This window comes from Elusimicrobiota bacterium, from assembly GCA_026388155.1.
Taxonomy (GTDB): domain Bacteria; phylum Elusimicrobiota; class Elusimicrobia; order Elusimicrobiales; family UBA9959; genus UBA9634.
In genome coordinates, this window is sequence record JAPLKI010000012.1 from 1 (window position 1) to 14,842 (window position 14,842).

17 protein-coding genes are annotated in these 14,842 nt (G+C 54.8%); 16 read left to right on the forward strand and 1 reads right to left on the reverse strand.

Features of this window, described 5'->3' with window-relative positions:
• The first annotated feature begins 159 nt into the window (after positions 1–159).
• From NTX59_04585 to NTX59_04660, 16 genes are all read left to right on the forward strand, one after another.
• Positions 160–645 (forward strand): outer membrane beta-barrel protein, encoded by a 486-nt coding sequence (locus NTX59_04585; GenBank protein ID MCX5784943.1) that lies wholly within the window; start codon positions 160–162, stop codon positions 643–645.
• A 296-nt stretch (positions 646–941) separates the two neighbouring features.
• Positions 942–2,108, forward strand: coding sequence for a phosphatidylserine/phosphatidylglycerophosphate/cardiolipin synthase family protein (locus tag NTX59_04590; GenBank protein ID MCX5784944.1), 1,167 nt, complete (start codon positions 942–944; stop codon positions 2,106–2,108).
• Between the two features lie 163 nt (positions 2,109–2,271).
• Complete coding sequence (locus NTX59_04595; protein ID MCX5784945.1) at positions 2,272–3,216, forward strand: diacylglycerol kinase family lipid kinase; 945 nt, start codon at positions 2,272–2,274, stop codon at positions 3,214–3,216.
• Positions 3,217–3,238: 22 nt separating this feature from the next.
• Positions 3,239–3,853 carry a hemolysin III family protein gene (locus tag NTX59_04600; protein ID MCX5784946.1) on the forward strand — a complete coding sequence of 205 codons (615 nt, stop codon included), beginning with the start codon at positions 3,239–3,241 and terminating at the stop codon, positions 3,851–3,853.
• Between the two features lie 61 nt (positions 3,854–3,914).
• Positions 3,915–4,688 carry a TPM domain-containing protein gene (locus NTX59_04605; GenBank protein MCX5784947.1) on the forward strand — a complete coding sequence of 258 codons (774 nt, stop codon included), beginning with the start codon at positions 3,915–3,917 and terminating at the stop codon, positions 4,686–4,688.
• Positions 4,689–4,697: 9 nt separating this feature from the next.
• On the forward strand, positions 4,698–5,420 hold the full coding sequence (locus tag NTX59_04610; protein MCX5784948.1) for a hypothetical protein: 723 nt from the start codon (positions 4,698–4,700) through the stop codon (positions 5,418–5,420).
• A gap of 22 nt (positions 5,421–5,442) precedes the next feature.
• Entirely contained in the window at positions 5,443–6,000 is a 558-nt protein-coding gene (locus NTX59_04615; protein MCX5784949.1) for a LemA family protein, read from the forward strand.
• Between the two features lie 137 nt (positions 6,001–6,137).
• Positions 6,138–6,758: an AAA family ATPase gene (locus tag NTX59_04620; GenBank protein ID MCX5784950.1), complete on the forward strand. Its 621-nt coding sequence runs from the start codon at positions 6,138–6,140 to the stop codon at positions 6,756–6,758.
• 34 nt (positions 6,759–6,792) lie between these two features.
• Positions 6,793–7,383, forward strand: coding sequence for a hypothetical protein (locus NTX59_04625; protein MCX5784951.1), 591 nt, complete (start codon positions 6,793–6,795; stop codon positions 7,381–7,383).
• A 162-nt stretch (positions 7,384–7,545) separates the two neighbouring features.
• Positions 7,546–7,941 carry a response regulator transcription factor gene (locus NTX59_04630; protein ID MCX5784952.1) on the forward strand — a complete coding sequence of 132 codons (396 nt, stop codon included), beginning with the start codon at positions 7,546–7,548 and terminating at the stop codon, positions 7,939–7,941.
• Between the two features lie 268 nt (positions 7,942–8,209).
• Positions 8,210–8,608, forward strand: a complete 399-nt coding sequence (locus NTX59_04635; protein ID MCX5784953.1) for a secondary thiamine-phosphate synthase enzyme YjbQ — start codon at positions 8,210–8,212, stop codon at positions 8,606–8,608.
• Between the two features lie 283 nt (positions 8,609–8,891).
• The gene (locus tag NTX59_04640; GenBank protein MCX5784954.1) at positions 8,892–10,049 is read left to right on the forward strand and encodes a DegT/DnrJ/EryC1/StrS family aminotransferase; all 1,158 of its coding nucleotides are present in this window, start codon (positions 8,892–8,894) and stop codon (positions 10,047–10,049) included.
• A complete protein-coding gene (locus NTX59_04645) occupies positions 10,046–10,489 on the forward strand; it encodes a hypothetical protein (GenBank protein ID MCX5784955.1) in 444 nt (147 codons plus the stop codon). Before NTX59_04640 ends, NTX59_04645 begins: the two co-directional genes overlap by 4 nt.
• Entirely contained in the window at positions 10,486–11,271 is a 786-nt protein-coding gene (locus NTX59_04650) for a class I SAM-dependent methyltransferase (protein ID MCX5784956.1), read from the forward strand. Before NTX59_04645 ends, NTX59_04650 begins: the two co-directional genes overlap by 4 nt.
• Positions 11,272–11,273: 2 nt before the next feature.
• Positions 11,274–12,020 carry a glycosyltransferase gene (locus NTX59_04655; GenBank protein MCX5784957.1) on the forward strand — a complete coding sequence of 249 codons (747 nt, stop codon included), beginning with the start codon at positions 11,274–11,276 and terminating at the stop codon, positions 12,018–12,020.
• Between the two features lie 2 nt (positions 12,021–12,022).
• The gene (locus NTX59_04660; protein ID MCX5784958.1) at positions 12,023–13,708 is read left to right on the forward strand and encodes a glycosyltransferase family 39 protein; all 1,686 of its coding nucleotides are present in this window, start codon (positions 12,023–12,025) and stop codon (positions 13,706–13,708) included.
• 22 nt (positions 13,709–13,730) lie between these two features.
• Here NTX59_04660 and NTX59_04665 read toward each other — a convergent pair whose 3' ends face one another.
• The gene (locus tag NTX59_04665) at positions 13,731–14,618 is read right to left on the reverse strand and encodes an EamA family transporter (GenBank protein ID MCX5784959.1); all 888 of its coding nucleotides are present in this window, start codon (positions 14,616–14,618) and stop codon (positions 13,731–13,733) included.
• Positions 14,619–14,842 lie beyond the last annotated feature (224 nt).

The window sequence follows — 14,842 nt, forward strand, 5'->3', positions numbered from 1 at the left end:
GACCTCCACCGGGAACGAACGTCTTTTCTTTGGCATATCCGGCTCCTTGGTATTTATCATTATACCACGTCTCCTTTTCGGAGCCGGCCACAACCCTACACAAATAACTGCTCTAACTGTCTACTGCAAGGGCGCACTGCATGGACGAAAAATGCAAGTGTGGGATTAGGTTATGTGATGCCGATGAGCGATGCTAAGGATATCGTGAAAGGCGGCTTGGGTTTTGGCCTTGAGTACGAGGGTTACAAAATTAACGATACGTTCATGGTCGGCGCCGGTTTTTTCTCCACCAGCGGTAAGGGAAAAAGCGATGCGACTTTCGGCGGGTATACTGTGGATTTCTCCGCGGTCAGTTTCACAACGTGGGGCCTGACGCCGTATATAAAAGCCGGGAAAGAAGTAGAACTCGGCGGCAAGAAAACTAATATCTACGGCCTGTTCGGACTGGGCTTCTACAACTCAAGCAGCAATGTTGTGGGCGCCACAAGCTCGACCAACATAGGCTTCAATATCGGCGGCGGAATTATGTATCCGCTCGCGGATAAAATGCAGCTTGGTTTTGACCTGAAGTATCATACCGTCTCTGACTCAGGTACCACGTGGGCATACCTGGCTCCGGCCGTAAGGTTCACCTACAGCTTCTAAACTACGCTGTCGGCAGATATAAAAAAACCGCCTCCCCAAGTTTTGGGGGGCGGTTTTTTATCTAAAATCAGGGATAGGTCGCATCGATCTCAGCATTAAATTTCTGGTCATATGGGGGGGCCATAAAAATCTGTTTCTATTTTGACTTTTACGGTTCATTATAGCCGTCAAACTGCCCGGCCCGGGGCCTATTCCGTATAGGTCAAAAGGGGCCGCCGTCCTGGGACTAAAGTCTCTGTTTGTGCGCCGTTCCGCATGATACCATATGGGTATCCTCAAAAAAGACGGAGGTCCCTGTGGATAAAATTTTCCGCGCTTTGCTGCTGTCCCTGATTTTGGTTCCTTCGGTTTGTTCGGCACAAATCCCGCTTCTTGAAAACCTGAACCTGCGTTCACTGCAAAACGCGCAGCCGGAAGCCGTTATCGTTCCGCCGGCGGCCCCGCTTGCGGTTTACACGCCCGGCCCGGAGCGCGGCGGTTATGACTGGTCCGGCCTGCCGGCTTATATTTTTACGGAAGATGAGCGCATAAGCCCGGCGCTTGCGGCCGCCATAGACAGGGCTAAAGCTACGCTGGATGTGGCGCTCTACAACCTTCAACTGAACGACACGATACAGGCCATGCTCCGCGCCCGCTCGCGCGGCGTTAAAGTGCGCGTGATTTTTGACTATGACCATGTTTACCCCAAAGCCGGGCCGGAAATACAGGCCGTTATAGATTCAGGCCTTGAAACCCGCGTAATGAAGGGCCGCGGCGGTTCCGGTTCCATGCACTGCAAGTACGCGGTTTTTGACGGCACCTTCCTTCAGACCGGCTCCGCCAACTGGAGCCTTTCGGCTGAGAGCGCCAGTTTTGAAAACATGATGTTCGTGGCCGACGGCGCCATAGTGCGCGGTTATGCCGCTGATTTTGAATGGATGTGGCAGCAGGCCAGGCCTGCCGGCAATCCCGCCGCGCCAGCGGTCAAGCCCGGTCCTTTGCCAGCCGATCCGGCCCCCTCGGTGCGTTTCAACGGCGTCGTGCTGCCGAATTATATTTTTTCCCCCAGGGGAGGCACCGAGGCGGCCATAGCCAAAGCCGTGGACGCGGCGAGACAGGAAGTGGATGTGGCCATGTTCTCTTTCACCTCGCGCCCTATAATGGACGCGCTTAAACGCGCAGCCGGGCGCGGCGTTGCGGTGAAGCTGATGCTTTACGATAAATCCGCTTTCCCGTTCCGCGAGGAAACGAAGAGCAACAATATAAGCCTCCGCCTGAAAACAGGCCGCGTAGAGAACGGTCTTATGCACAATAAGTTCACCGTTATAGACAGCGCCCTGCTGATAAACGGCTCTTTCAACTGGTCTGACACGGCGGAAAACTTAAACACCGAAAACACCATATTCACCATCCGTCCGGAATACGCGGGCCCCTATAAGGCGGAATTTGACAAGCTCTATACGCAGGCCGTCACAACGAAGTAGCGAATAGTGAATAGCAAATAGTGAATAGGGGTGGAGGGGCCGCGTCACCACCCCTTGACAACTGTGATATTTCTGCTAGACTATTATTGGGTCCGCGGCCCTTATCAAACGGGTGTTTCGCGGGCCCTTTTATTTGTGTGTGGAGCAGTCTTCAGCCTTACTTATGCCTTCTACTTTATTTATCTTAAATTCCGCGGCGGGGCATGGGCGGGCGGCCAGCGTTTGGGATTCTTTTCGCGAAGAGGCCTTGCGCGCCCTGCCGGATGCCGCCTGCATACGCACGGAAGGGCCCGGCCATGCCGGAGACCTTGCCCAAAAAGCCGTTGAGAGCGGTTCTAAGCGCCTGATAGCGATAGGCGGAGACGGAACTTTCAGTGAAATGCTGAACGGGGTTATGCGGGTTCCGCTTGAGCAGCGGCGCACGGTCGCGCTTGCGGCGCTTCCCGCCGGCTCCGGCTGCGATCTGGCCCGCCACCTTTCTTATCCAGCCGATCATCAGGGGCTTCTGGAACTTATTGTCCGCGGGGCCGGACGCGGCATGGATGTGGGTAAAATAAGCTACAGCGGACTGGACGGCTCCGGGCGGGAGAGGCACTTTATCAACATAGCGGCCTTCGGCCTTGCCGGTGAAGTGGCGCATCTCATACACCGGATGGGGAAAAAACTGGGCGGAACCCTTTCTTATGCTTTGGCCTCGGCCAGGGCGCTGCTGACGGCGAGAGCAAAAACGCTGCGGCTTACGGCGGACGGGCTGGATATTTCCGGCCGCTATCATCTTGGGGTGATAGCCAACACCTCCTCCATGGGCGGCGGTATGCTTGTGGCCCCGCAGGCCGTGGACGATGACGGCGTAATGGAGCTGGTCTTGGTCTCCGACATGAGCCGCCTGCGGCTGTGGATGAACTTCCCTGGGCTATACCGGGGAACGCACTTAAATGAGCAGGGGATCAGTTTACGCGGGATTAAAACCCTTAAGGCGGAGTCTGATGAGACTGTTTATTTAAACATAGACGGCGAGGCGGACGGGATGCTGCCCGCTTCATTTGAAATACTGCCGAAAGCGGTGACGGTTCTTGTTCCCTCAAAAACAGGATTGCCCGGGTTTTGAAATAACTTATGAAGGATTGGTGATGTATAAAGGCGAAGTTTTTAACAGTATCAGTCACCTTGTCGGCGCGGCGGCCGCGCTGGCCGGTCTTGTGGTGCTTGTGGCGTCGGCCGCTATGCGGGGCGACATGTGGAGGATCGTGAGCTTCAGCGTGTACGGGATAACACTGCTGCTGTTATATCTGTTCTCAACGCTTTACCACAGTTCAAGCGGGAAGGCGAAAAATGTTTTCCGCGTGTTCGACCACCAGGCAATTTACCTTTTGATAGCCGGCACATATACGCCGTTCATGCTGGTTCCGCTTCGCGGCGCGCTGGGCTGGTCCATGTTCGGCGTGATCTGGGGGTTGGCTCTGTTCGGTATAGTGCTGGATTCGTTCCGGCAAAAGGGCCGCCGGATCCTTCAATTGATCACTTATCTGGTTATGGGGTGGCTTATAATGACGGCAATGGGGCCCCTGCTGAGGGCTTTGCCCGGCTGGGGGTTCTTCTGGCTGGCGGCGGGAGGAGTATTCTATACTTCCGGCGTAGTTTTTTATGTACTGGATGAGAAGGTCAGGTATTTCCACGCTATCTGGCATCTGTTCGTGCTGGCGGGAAGTCTGTGCCATTATTTTGCCGTGCTTTTTTACATCTAAATACCTTGGGAACACTATACTCTGCCTTGTTTACCGCAAATCTTAGTAGAATAGAATCATAATGAATTATTTTTCCCGCCGCGCCGGATTTTTCCTCCCAGTTCTTATTGCGGTTTTCCTTACATGCCCGGTTATAGCCGGTCCTTCCGCGCCGCGCGGCGGAGAGAGCCCCGCCGTCCAGTCTCCTGGAGCCTATGTCAACGATTTCGCCGGAGTGCTGGATGCGGAAACAGTAGGGAAATTAAACGGCGTTTTGGCCGAGCTGGACGCCAAAGCCAAAGCCCAGGTGGCGGTACTGACGGTCAAAAGTCTGGGCGGCGCGGACCTTGAAACCTACGCCACGGAGACTTTTAAAAAATGGGGCATAGGGAACAGACAGACCAACCGCGGCGTCCTGCTGCTTGTGGCGGTGGAAGACCATAAATCCCGCGTAGAAGTCGGTTACGGGCTTGAAGGGATACTTCCCGACGGGCTGACGGGCGCGATCCAGGACAAATACATAATTCCTTATTTCAGGAACGGCGACTATGCCGGAGGGATCTATCAGGGCGCTCTGGCCATAGCCTCTGTTATCGCCAAAGACAGCGGCACAGGGCTAACGGCTGCGCCTGTCGAAAGCGAGCCGCAAAACGCGGTCCCGCTTGGCGCGGGTCAGATAATATTTTGTTTTATCCTGATAGTCCTTTTCATAATCTTTGCGATCCGTCATCCCTTTCTTGCATTTTTTCTTTTGAACAGCATGAACTCAAGAGGTTCAGGCGGATTCGGCGGGGGCGGCTTCGGCGGGTTCGGCGGGGGGATGTCGGGCGGCGGCGGCAGTTCAAGAAGCTGGTAGGAGACGAAAATGGCTAAAATGACACCTGAATTTTTGACGGATGAGTTTAAGAAAATATGCGGCGACAATCTTTGCTCGGTTGTATTGTACGGCTCCGCGGTGGCCGGTGACAGCGTAAAAAACTCCGACTATAATGTGCTGGTTGTGATGAACCATGTTGAAGCGGAAGATTTGCTGGCTTTGACCGGCCTGTGCTCGCGCTGGGGCGGCGACGGCAACCATGCCCCGCTGCTGTTCACAAGCGAGACCCTGCCGCGGTCCGCGGACGTTTTTCCCGTGGAGTTTTCGGACATCAGGCAGACGCACAAAACCCTTTATGGCAAGGACCCTTTCGCGGAAATGGAGATAGATCCCTCCCTCCTCAGGCTGGAATTGGAGCGCGAGCTTAAAAGCAAACTTATCCTTTTGCGGGAAAATTTTCTGGTCACAAAAGGCTCGCCGAAAAAAGTGGACGGACTTATGGTTTCCTCGATCTCGGCTTTTCTGACGCTGTTCAAAGCGGCGCTCAGGCTTTACGGGGAAACGCCTCCCGCAAAAAAAATGGAAGTCCTCCCGATGCTTTCCAAACACATCAAATTTGACGGGGAAGTTTTCTCCGTCGTCTGGAAATTGAAGAGCGGCGGAAAACATCCGGGCATTACTTCATTGCAGATCTTCAGCCGCTATCTGACTGCGGTCCAAAGTGTTACGGATGCCGTGGACCTCTGGCTGCAGCGCGCGGGAACAAAATAAAGAGAGCTTAAAGGAGACAATAATGAAAAAAGGCTTACTGATAGTGCTGGGAATTGTAGTGGTAATAGGGCTGTGGGCGGGTTCGGTCTATAACAAACTTGTAAACCGTTCCGAGGCCGTGCCGGCGGCGTGGAGCCAGGTGCAGACCGTTCTTCAGCGGCGCTATGACCTTATACCCAACCTGGTCAACACGGTAAAGGGCTATGCGAAACATGAAAAAGACCTTCTGACCGAGGTGACAAGACTTAGAAGCCAATGGGGCGAAGCCAAAAACCAGAGCCAGCAGATCGCGGCGGCTAACGGGCTGGAATCCGCGTTAAGCAAACTGATGGTGGTGGTTGAGCAGTATCCCCAGCTTAAAGCCAATGAGAATTTTATCAGGCTGCAGGACGAGCTTGCCGGCACCGAGAACCGCATTTCGGTGGAAAGAATGCGCTATAACGAAACGGTGAACTCCTACAATGTCACGGTGAGGGGTTTCCCGACGAATATGGTGGCGGGGATGTTCGGCTTTAAGAAAGCCGAGAATTATTTCGCGGGCGATAAATCAGCGCAGCAGGCGCCCCAGGTCCAGTTTTAAGCTTGTCGGAATTTGCCGGGTGCCGCTGTTCCGGGCGCCCGGTTCGTTCGCCCTTGCGGCATGATCTGCGGCGTACAGTTGCCCGATGGCGGTAAAAAGTGTAGTATAGGGGAAACTGAAATCCCCCGGAGTTTAAAATGCCCAGCACAAAAAAACCGCCTTACAAAATAGCTCTCATTTCCACCCACGGCACCGGAAAGACCACCCTATGCTATGAGGTGGCGGCGGAGCTGAAGAAACGCGGCCTCAAAGTTAAGGTTTTTTCGGAGATGGCGGCTGCCGCCTTCGAACAGGGCATACCCATAAACGAAACCACCACCCTGCCGGCCCAGCTGTACATAATGATGCAGCATATCACCGAGGAGCTGCGCGCCGTGATACGCAATTATCAGGTGGTGGTATGCGACCGCAGCGTTTTCGACAATCTGGCCTACATGGAACGGCGCTGCGGAAGCAACCAGTTCATCCGGGATTTTCTGAAGGGCTACACCGAAAAGTTCCCATATGACGTCATCTATAAGCTGCCGATGACGGGCGAGCTTATGGATGACGGCATACGCGACGCGCAGAGCCGGGAATTTCAGGAGGATATTTACAACCGTCTCAACGCCTTGCTGGAAGAACTCGCAATAGAGCACCGGACGCTCCCGGCGCCCAGAACCGAGCTGCGCAAGGAGTGGGCGGACCTGATAGTGCGCGAGACCCTGGAAGCATTGGTCCGCCCCGCGCCTTCCGCCAAAGAAAAAGCCGCCGTCTGAATACCGCCTGCCCCAGCCTGAATCTCTGCGTGTTATGACTCTCACCGTATTCTTCGGCTTTGTATCTATCATAATGATGGCGCTTTCACGCGTTATCTATCTGACATCTATTTTTAAAGGAAAAACCAAGCCTCATGCGTTTTCCTGGCTCATCTGGGCAACGATCTCAAGCATAGGATTCGCGGCGCAGGTTGCCGAAGGCGCAGGCCCCGGTTCGTGGGCGAGGGGATTCAGCGCGGCCACCTGCTGCATACTGGTGGTTTTGGGCTATTTTAAAGGCGAAAAGAATATCACCAGGAGCGACTGGACCACTTTGGCGGTCGCTATGACCACCGTTCCTCTCTGGGTCATCACCAAAACGCCAGTCTGGTCGGTTATTATAGTCTGTATCATAGATACCATCGGCTATTTACCGACAGTAAGGAAGGCGTGGGACAAACCGTATGAAGAATCCGCCTCCAGCTATTTTATCGCAACGCTGTGCTCGTTCTTTTCGCTGTTCGCGATAGAGCATTACACCATCTCCACCTGGCTTTACCCGGCGCTGCTTGTGGTCTCCAACAGCGCGCTGGGAATTTTCCTGCTGGCCAGGCGCTGCAGCCTGACCGCCCAGCCGGCCCAATAACTCCCCGGCGAATAAGGGCAGGGAAATAGCGAAGGAAAAGCATTTAGGCGTTTACGCGTCCCCTGGCCTGGGGAAAAAGACAACTGGCGCTATCTCTTTTTTTGGGGGTTGTGGGAGTGTCGGGGTTAATGGTATTAATACCGTAGGTCAAGAGGGAGATATATGAAGAAGGAAGTCAAGCGTATACTAATTGTAGAGGACGAGGCTGATGTAGCCCTGGTGGTGACAAAGATCCTGGAAGGCCGCGACGTCCATATTTCCACCACCGGTTCCATCAAGGAGACGGAGGAACTGCTGGAGAAGGAAGCCTTCGACATAATAATTATGGACCGGATGCTCCCCGACGGCGACAGCGTGCAGATCTTTAAAAAGCTGAAAGAGTCGCCCGCGCTCAAGCTCCTCCCCGTGCTTATCCTGAGCGGCAAGGACCGCTTTGGCGAGCAGGCCGAAGGCCTGGACCTGGGCGCCGACGACTACATGACCAAGCCCTTCTCGCCGCAGGAACTAAGGATCCGCGTGGAAGCCCTGCTCCGCCGGGCCGAAAAGTTCGCTTCTTGAACGTTTGTGGTGTGCGGGATGGCGTTCACATAATAATATATTGTTGCTCCGCATCGATCAGTCTTCCAGGCTTCACATTGTAGTCCGAATCTGCGGGAAACTGCCCGGCAGTATAAAGCATGTGACAATATGACATTTGACTAAGTGACCGATTTAAACCGGGTTCTTGCCGCCGGGAAGAATATCTCCGGCGGTTTTGTTTTGCGGGGGCGGGGGGATTTATTGTTTAATTCGGATGTGCCGGCAGCTTTGCAAGGCTGGAGGAAAAATGGTGTATAAATTCAAGGTTAAAACTTCGGCGAAGTCGGAGATGGCCGATATAACCGGCGAGATCGAGGGGATAGTCCGGGAAAGTGGGTTGAAAAGCGGAATTTGCCACATCTTCGTCCCCCATACCACCTGCGGTCTGGCGATAAACGAAAACGCCGACCCGGACGTGAAGCGCGACATCATAGCCAAGCTGAATGAGAGCGTATCAGAGGATTTTCCCTACCGCCACTCCGAGGGTAATTCCCCGGCCCATATAAAATCGGTGCTGGTGGGGCCCTCGCTTACGGTTTTTATAGAGGACGGGGACCTTCAACTGGGAACCTGGCAGGGGATATATCTATGCGAATATGACGGCCCGCGCACCCGCGAGGTATGGGCAAAACTTATCAAAGCATAGGTGAAATCCCAAAGTTTTATCTCTCCCAATTTATGCTGTTTAGCGCTGGTTTGCGCCGCTTTTGGACACAGGATGATTCTGTTCTGGACAAACGCAATCAGAAATATTACACTAAAATTAAGGGTCCGGAGCTGCTAAGCTTCGGAGGTTTGGGATGGTCGGGCCGCCGTCCCAGGTAAACCGTGTCAGCAATTTGATTGCTCCGGTTCCCGGGACGTTTTTTTATAATCATGTGTTTTAGTCGGTCGTACTCTATAAAGTTCCTTTGTAAGGATTTGAGGTAATGACTCAAAAGAAAGTCCTGGTTCCGGCAAACGAGCCGCTCCTGTCGGGTCGGGAGGCGGAATATGTCTCCGATTGCGTCAGAACGGGCTGGATTTCAGGGGCAGGCGGTTATGTCGAGCGCTTTGAAAAAGAGTGGGCCGCTTATTGCGGCCGCCGTTATGGAGTGGCCGTAAGCAGTGGCACGGCCGCTCTTGAACTGGCCGTATCGGTCCTGGCTCTCCCCGCCGGCGGAGAGGTCCTGCTTCCCGCGTTCACCATTGTCAGCTGTCTGGAAGCCGTGCTTCGCAATGATCTGACCCCGGTCCTTGTCGATTGCGACCCCTTGACTTATTGTATGGATGTCGCGGATGCGCGCGGCAAGATAACCGCCCGGACCGTGGCGGTCATGCCGGTGCATCTTTACGGGCATCCGGTCGATATGGAGCCGCTGATAAAATTATGCGCCCGGCGCCGGCTGAAAATTATCGAGGACGCGGCGGAAGCGATAGGGGCGCAATGCCGTATCGGCGGCGAATGGCGGCGGTGCGGAAGCTTTGGCGATATGTCCGCCTTTTCCTTTTACGCCAATAAAAACATCACCTGCGGCGAAGGCGGCATGGTTCTGACCGACAATGCCGCCGCCGCCTCCGCGCTTCGTTCCCGGCGCGATCTTTGTTTCGGCGCTGACAGGCGTTATATTCATGCGGACCGCGGCTGGAGTTTCCGCATGACAAATATGCAGGCCTCCATAGGCTGCGCGCAGCTGGAAAGGATCGCGCGATTTCTGGAGCGCAAACGCGAGGTCGCGGCACTTTACAGCCGCGGCCTGTCGGGTCTGCCGTTATTTTTTCCCCATGTCGAGGCCTGGGCGCGGTCTTCGGTCTGGATGTACGCGATACGGCTGAAGGACAATGTCCCGTTCGACGCGCTGGAATTTTCCAGGCGCCTGGGCAGCGAAGGGGTGGATACCAGGCCTTTTTTCTTCGGGCTGCATATGCAGCCCTGTTACGGTAAAATCGGCCTTTTCGCGGGGCAGTCCTTTCCCGTTACGGAAGCCATACAATCCCGCGGGCTTCTGCTTCCCTCCGGACAGGCCATTACGGATGCCCAGGTCGCGTTTGTGATAGAAACTGTGCGCAAAACGCTTGGCAGCCGGCATAACCGGAGCCGCAAATGACCAAACCTCTGATCGAGAACATTGCCGACGGAGCTGAGCCGATAGCCCTGATCGTCCGCGCGGGACGAGGGAAGCCGGGAATACAATTTTTTACCCCTCCAAATTATTCCCAGCAGTTAGCGCGCATGAGGCACCCGGCGGGCAGGAAGATCGCCGCGCATACCCACAGGACCGATCTTGCTGAGAGGTTTCATGCGCCGCAGTTTTATACGCATGAGGTTCTTCTGATCCGCGAAGGCCGGGCAAGGGTGGAACTCTACACTTCAGGCCGCAAGCTGCTTTGCAGGCGCATTCTTTCCGCGGGGGATGTTATTATGCTATGCGGCGGCGGACACGCCCTGGAAATGCTTGAGGAGACATCTATTATTGAAATTAAACAGGGCCCCTACTCCGGGGACGGGGATAAGATCCATTTTAAACAGCCCGGGAAAAACAAATGAGCCGGGTATTCGGCGGATATGCGCGTTATTACGACCTGCTTTACCGGGATAAGGATTATGCGGGGGAGGCGGCTTATATCGGTAAGCTGTTCAAGCGGTTTGGCCCCGGTGTTAAAACCGTGATGGAATTCGGCTCCGGAACGGGCAGGCACGCTCTTTTTCTGGCGCGCAAGGGCTATGCCGTGTGCGGGGTGGAGCGAAGCGCGGGTATGCTGCGGCAGGCCGAAGCTCTGGTCCATCGCAAGAGAGCGGGACTGGCGCTCAAGGGCCGGGCCGTTCCGGAATTTATCAGGGAAGATATCCGCAGCGTGCGCCTTGGCCGCCGGTTTGACGCGGTGCTTGCCCTTTTTCATGTTGTGAGCTATCAAATCGCGGATAAGGACCTGCGTGCTGCGTTCATGACCGCGCGTGAGCATGTGCGCGAGGGCGGACTCTTTATTTTTGACGCCTGGCACGGCCCGGCTGTGCTCGCCGACCCGCCGGCCAGCCGCTCTAAAATTGCCGGCGACGCTCAACTGGAGGTTCTGAGGCGGGCGGAACCGGTCATTCATCCCGAGCGCGCGGTGGTCGAGGTGAAATATCATCTGCGCGTTAAATGGAAAGCCGCCGGGAAACGCGAAGAACTGCGGGAAACGCATTTTATGCGCTACCTGTTCGCCCCGGAGGTCGAAGGTCTAGCGAATGACTGCGGTTTTAAAATTTTACATTCCGGGCAATGGCTTACCGGCAGGCCGCTTGACGGCGGCGTTTGGAACGCCTGCTTTGTTTTAAGGGGCTGCTGAATATGCCGCCGGCCCGCGTAAGCGTTATTTTGCCGTGCCTGAACGAACGGGACAATATCGTTCCGCTCGTAAGGCGTATCCTGGCCTCGCTGCCCGCCCCGCGCGAGCTGCTTGTCGTGGACGATAATTCGCCCGACGGCACGGCTGAAGCGGTCAGGCGGGAGTTTTCGGCCGAGCCGGAAGTGCGGCTGCTGGTGCGGACCGGCGGCGGCGGCCTTACCTCGGCGCTGCAAAGCGGGATAAACGCGGCCAGCGGAGAGATAGTGGCATGGATGGACTGCGATCTGTCAATGCCCCCGGAACGGCTGGCGGCGCTGGCTGGGGCGGTCAGGAATGGGGACTGCGACGCGGCCGTCGGATCGCGGTTCATCCCGGGAGGGGCGGACAAAAGGCTGAAGTGCACGAGCCTGGTCCTTGCCTTGCAAGTGGTTTTCAGCCTGGTCCTCTCGCGGTTTACCAGGATACTGCTGCGCCGCAGGTTTTTTGACTGGACCAGCGGATTTATAGCCGTCAGGCGGGACGCGTTGCGGAATATCCCTTTGCGGGGAGACTTCGGGGAATACTTTATCCGGCTTATGCATGCCCTGTTCGAACGCGGCTATCGCATTAAAGAGATACCGTATGAATTGGGGCCCCGGTGGAAAGGAGAATCAAAGATGGCGCAGTCGGTACCGGGGCTTTTGCGGCGCGGATCGAAATATATAGCCGCGGTTCTTGAATGTCTATTCCTGAAAGCGGATAAAAACTAAATATGAAATTATCAAAAAAAATATCAAAAAACATTCAGCCTCCCGGCGAGGTCATGCCTGAAAGTCCGTTAGAAATAATGGCGCTTTTGCATGGTAATGAGTGGAAACTCCTTTTCGGTATTATATTGCTGACCATTGTATTGCGTATTAATCTCATCAATATACCTTACGAGCGCGATGAGGGCGCTTACATCTACTTCGGGCAAATGCTCCTTCAGGGGCAGGTTCCTTATCAGGATTTTTATGAGGACAAACCCCCGGGCAACATGTATTCCTATGCGGCGCTGGTCGCTGTTTTCGGCCCCGAGGAAGGGAACATTCATGGCGCGTTCATGGTCCTTAATATATTGACGCTATTGCTGGGCTATCTCCTGCTTAAACGGCTTTTTGGCGTTATCCCGGCGCTCTGCGCCGCGGCAAGTTTTGCCACGCTTTCCCTGTCTCCGGCCATGTGCGGGTTTAGCTGTATGTCCGAACATCTTGTGATGTTCTATGTAATGATAGGCATGGCCCTGCTGCTGGGGTGGAAGAAGGATATTCCATTCTGGCAGTATATGCTTGCCGGAATGGCGTTAGGCATGGCTGTTTGGGTCAAGCAGAGCGGAATTTTCTTCTTTTTATGGGGGATCGCGGCGATATTATTAGCTGATAATAACGAGTATTCAGGGAGATGGCGCCGCTTGCTATGGTTCGGAGCGGGAGCCGCTGTGGTGAGCCTGGTTTTTTTTGCCCAGATGTGGAAATTAGGGGTTTTTCGGCAGTTTTGGTTCAGCGTGGTCGAATTGCCGTCTTTATTTGTCACGCCCACTGTTCCATTTCAAATAGTGAAGTACGTTCTTAAGTTAACAGCCGGGGTAATTTTCAGGGAAAACAGCCTGAGCGTCATACTGGCGATCGCCGGCGTGATATTATTGGCCGTTACCGACAAATCCCGGAACGAGAAATTGGTCATATGGCTTTTGGTTTGCGCCTCTCTGCTGGCGGTAGTTCCGGGCTACACATTTTACGCTCATTACTGGCTTCAGGTCATTCCGGCGGCTATAATAGGCGTTGCCATCGTTATTTCGCTGGCGTTGAAATTCAGCTCTCGCGTTACGGGGCCGGGCGCCTTGAAGTGGGAACTGGCGATAATTCTGTTGTTCTGCCTGGGGAAAGGATACATGTTCGCCCAGAGGTGGGACTACTATTTCGGCAATAATAACACCGCCATATTGCGCGGAGTATACGGCGACAACCCCTTCCCAAGCTCGAAAAGGATCGGAGATTATCTGCGCAACCGGTCTCATCCCGGCGATAAGCTGGCCATACTTGGCTCTGAGCCGCAGATATTCCTGTACTCGCGCTGCCGAAACGCCACCCGGCATGCCTTTATAACTCACCTGGTAAATCCGAGAAATCCCTACGCCGCCGACTGGCGGAAGGAATATATAACGGATGTCGAAAAAGCGGCGCCGCACTATATCGTTTACGTGGCACACCCGGCTTCCTGGTGCTGCGAAGGGAATTCCTGCGCGGAAATGGATATCTGGGCGGATAAATATCTGCGTGAGTCCTATGAGCTGGTCGCCTATTCCGACATAATCCTGGGAGAGCCTGAGCCGCACCTTGTCTGGGATGACGAGGCCAGAACATATCACCCCAAGGGGCAATGTTCGGTAAGGATCTTCGAACGCAAAGATAAGGTGTAAAAAAAGACGCAATACCGCTGTTTTATGCGGCTTTGGCCGCGCGCCTGAAATTTAATTTTGAAAGTTCGCCGATCAGCATCGCCGAGACTATCAGAAAGCCGCCGGCGGCTTTCACGGCTATAAATCTCTCTCCTCCCCAGGTCCAGGCGAAAATGGCTGCAAACACCGGTTCAAGCGTGAAGATAAGCCCCACTTTGAACGGCTCGGATTCCTTCTGGGCCAGCATCTGTATGTAGAACGCGATAAGCGTGGGGAATACCGCCAGGAAGATGATAACGCCCCAGCCTTTCAAACCCGCCACTCCCATAGGGCAGCCCGCGGCGCCGGCCAGGATAAATGAAATGACCGCCACCATCCAGAACTGGTGGAAGGCGAGCATTACGGGGTCGGCTTCGGCTTTTACATACCGGTCGGTGATTATAAGGTGTGCCGCGTAAGCGGCCGCGGCTGCGAGCGCCAGCGCGTCGCCCCTGTTCAATCCGCTGATGCCGCCGGTCAAAAGCCACATACCGGCGACGGCCAGGATCGCGGAGACCCATTGCAGCCGGGAGAGTTCCTTGCGCCGGAAAATGAACATGAACGCCGGGATAAATATTATGAACAGCCCGGTTATAAATCCCGAATTCGAGGCGGTGGTATATAAAAGTCCCGTAGTCTGGCTCAGGTAAAGGCACGCCAGAACGCAGGCAAGGACAAAACCTTCTTTCATCATTGCGGTCTTGTTTTTCCGTTTAAGGACCCAGGGCAGGAGCAGCAGAGCGGAGATAAAAAACCTTATGCCCACCATGACCACGGGGTTGACCGAATTCAGCGCGCTTTTGACCACTATAAAGGTGGAGCCCCAGATGGCGGCGCAATAGAACAGGCCGATGTCCGTAAGCAATTTTTTCCCGCCGCTCCTTTTTTCCATGTGCAAATTATATCTTTTCAGCGCCGGCGGTCGCTCTAAATATACACTCCCGACTTCCGCAATGAGGCACCCTGACGCCCGCATATCTTGCGGGAACGGGCGCCGGCGCTTTCCCCGCGCGCTCCGGGACCGGGTTTTAAAGAAGAATCCTGAAGTCTTCCGCCGGCTCCGGAACGCGTCTGAAAGACAATGCTTTCAGACTTGAACGGTCCTCACCGTCGCGG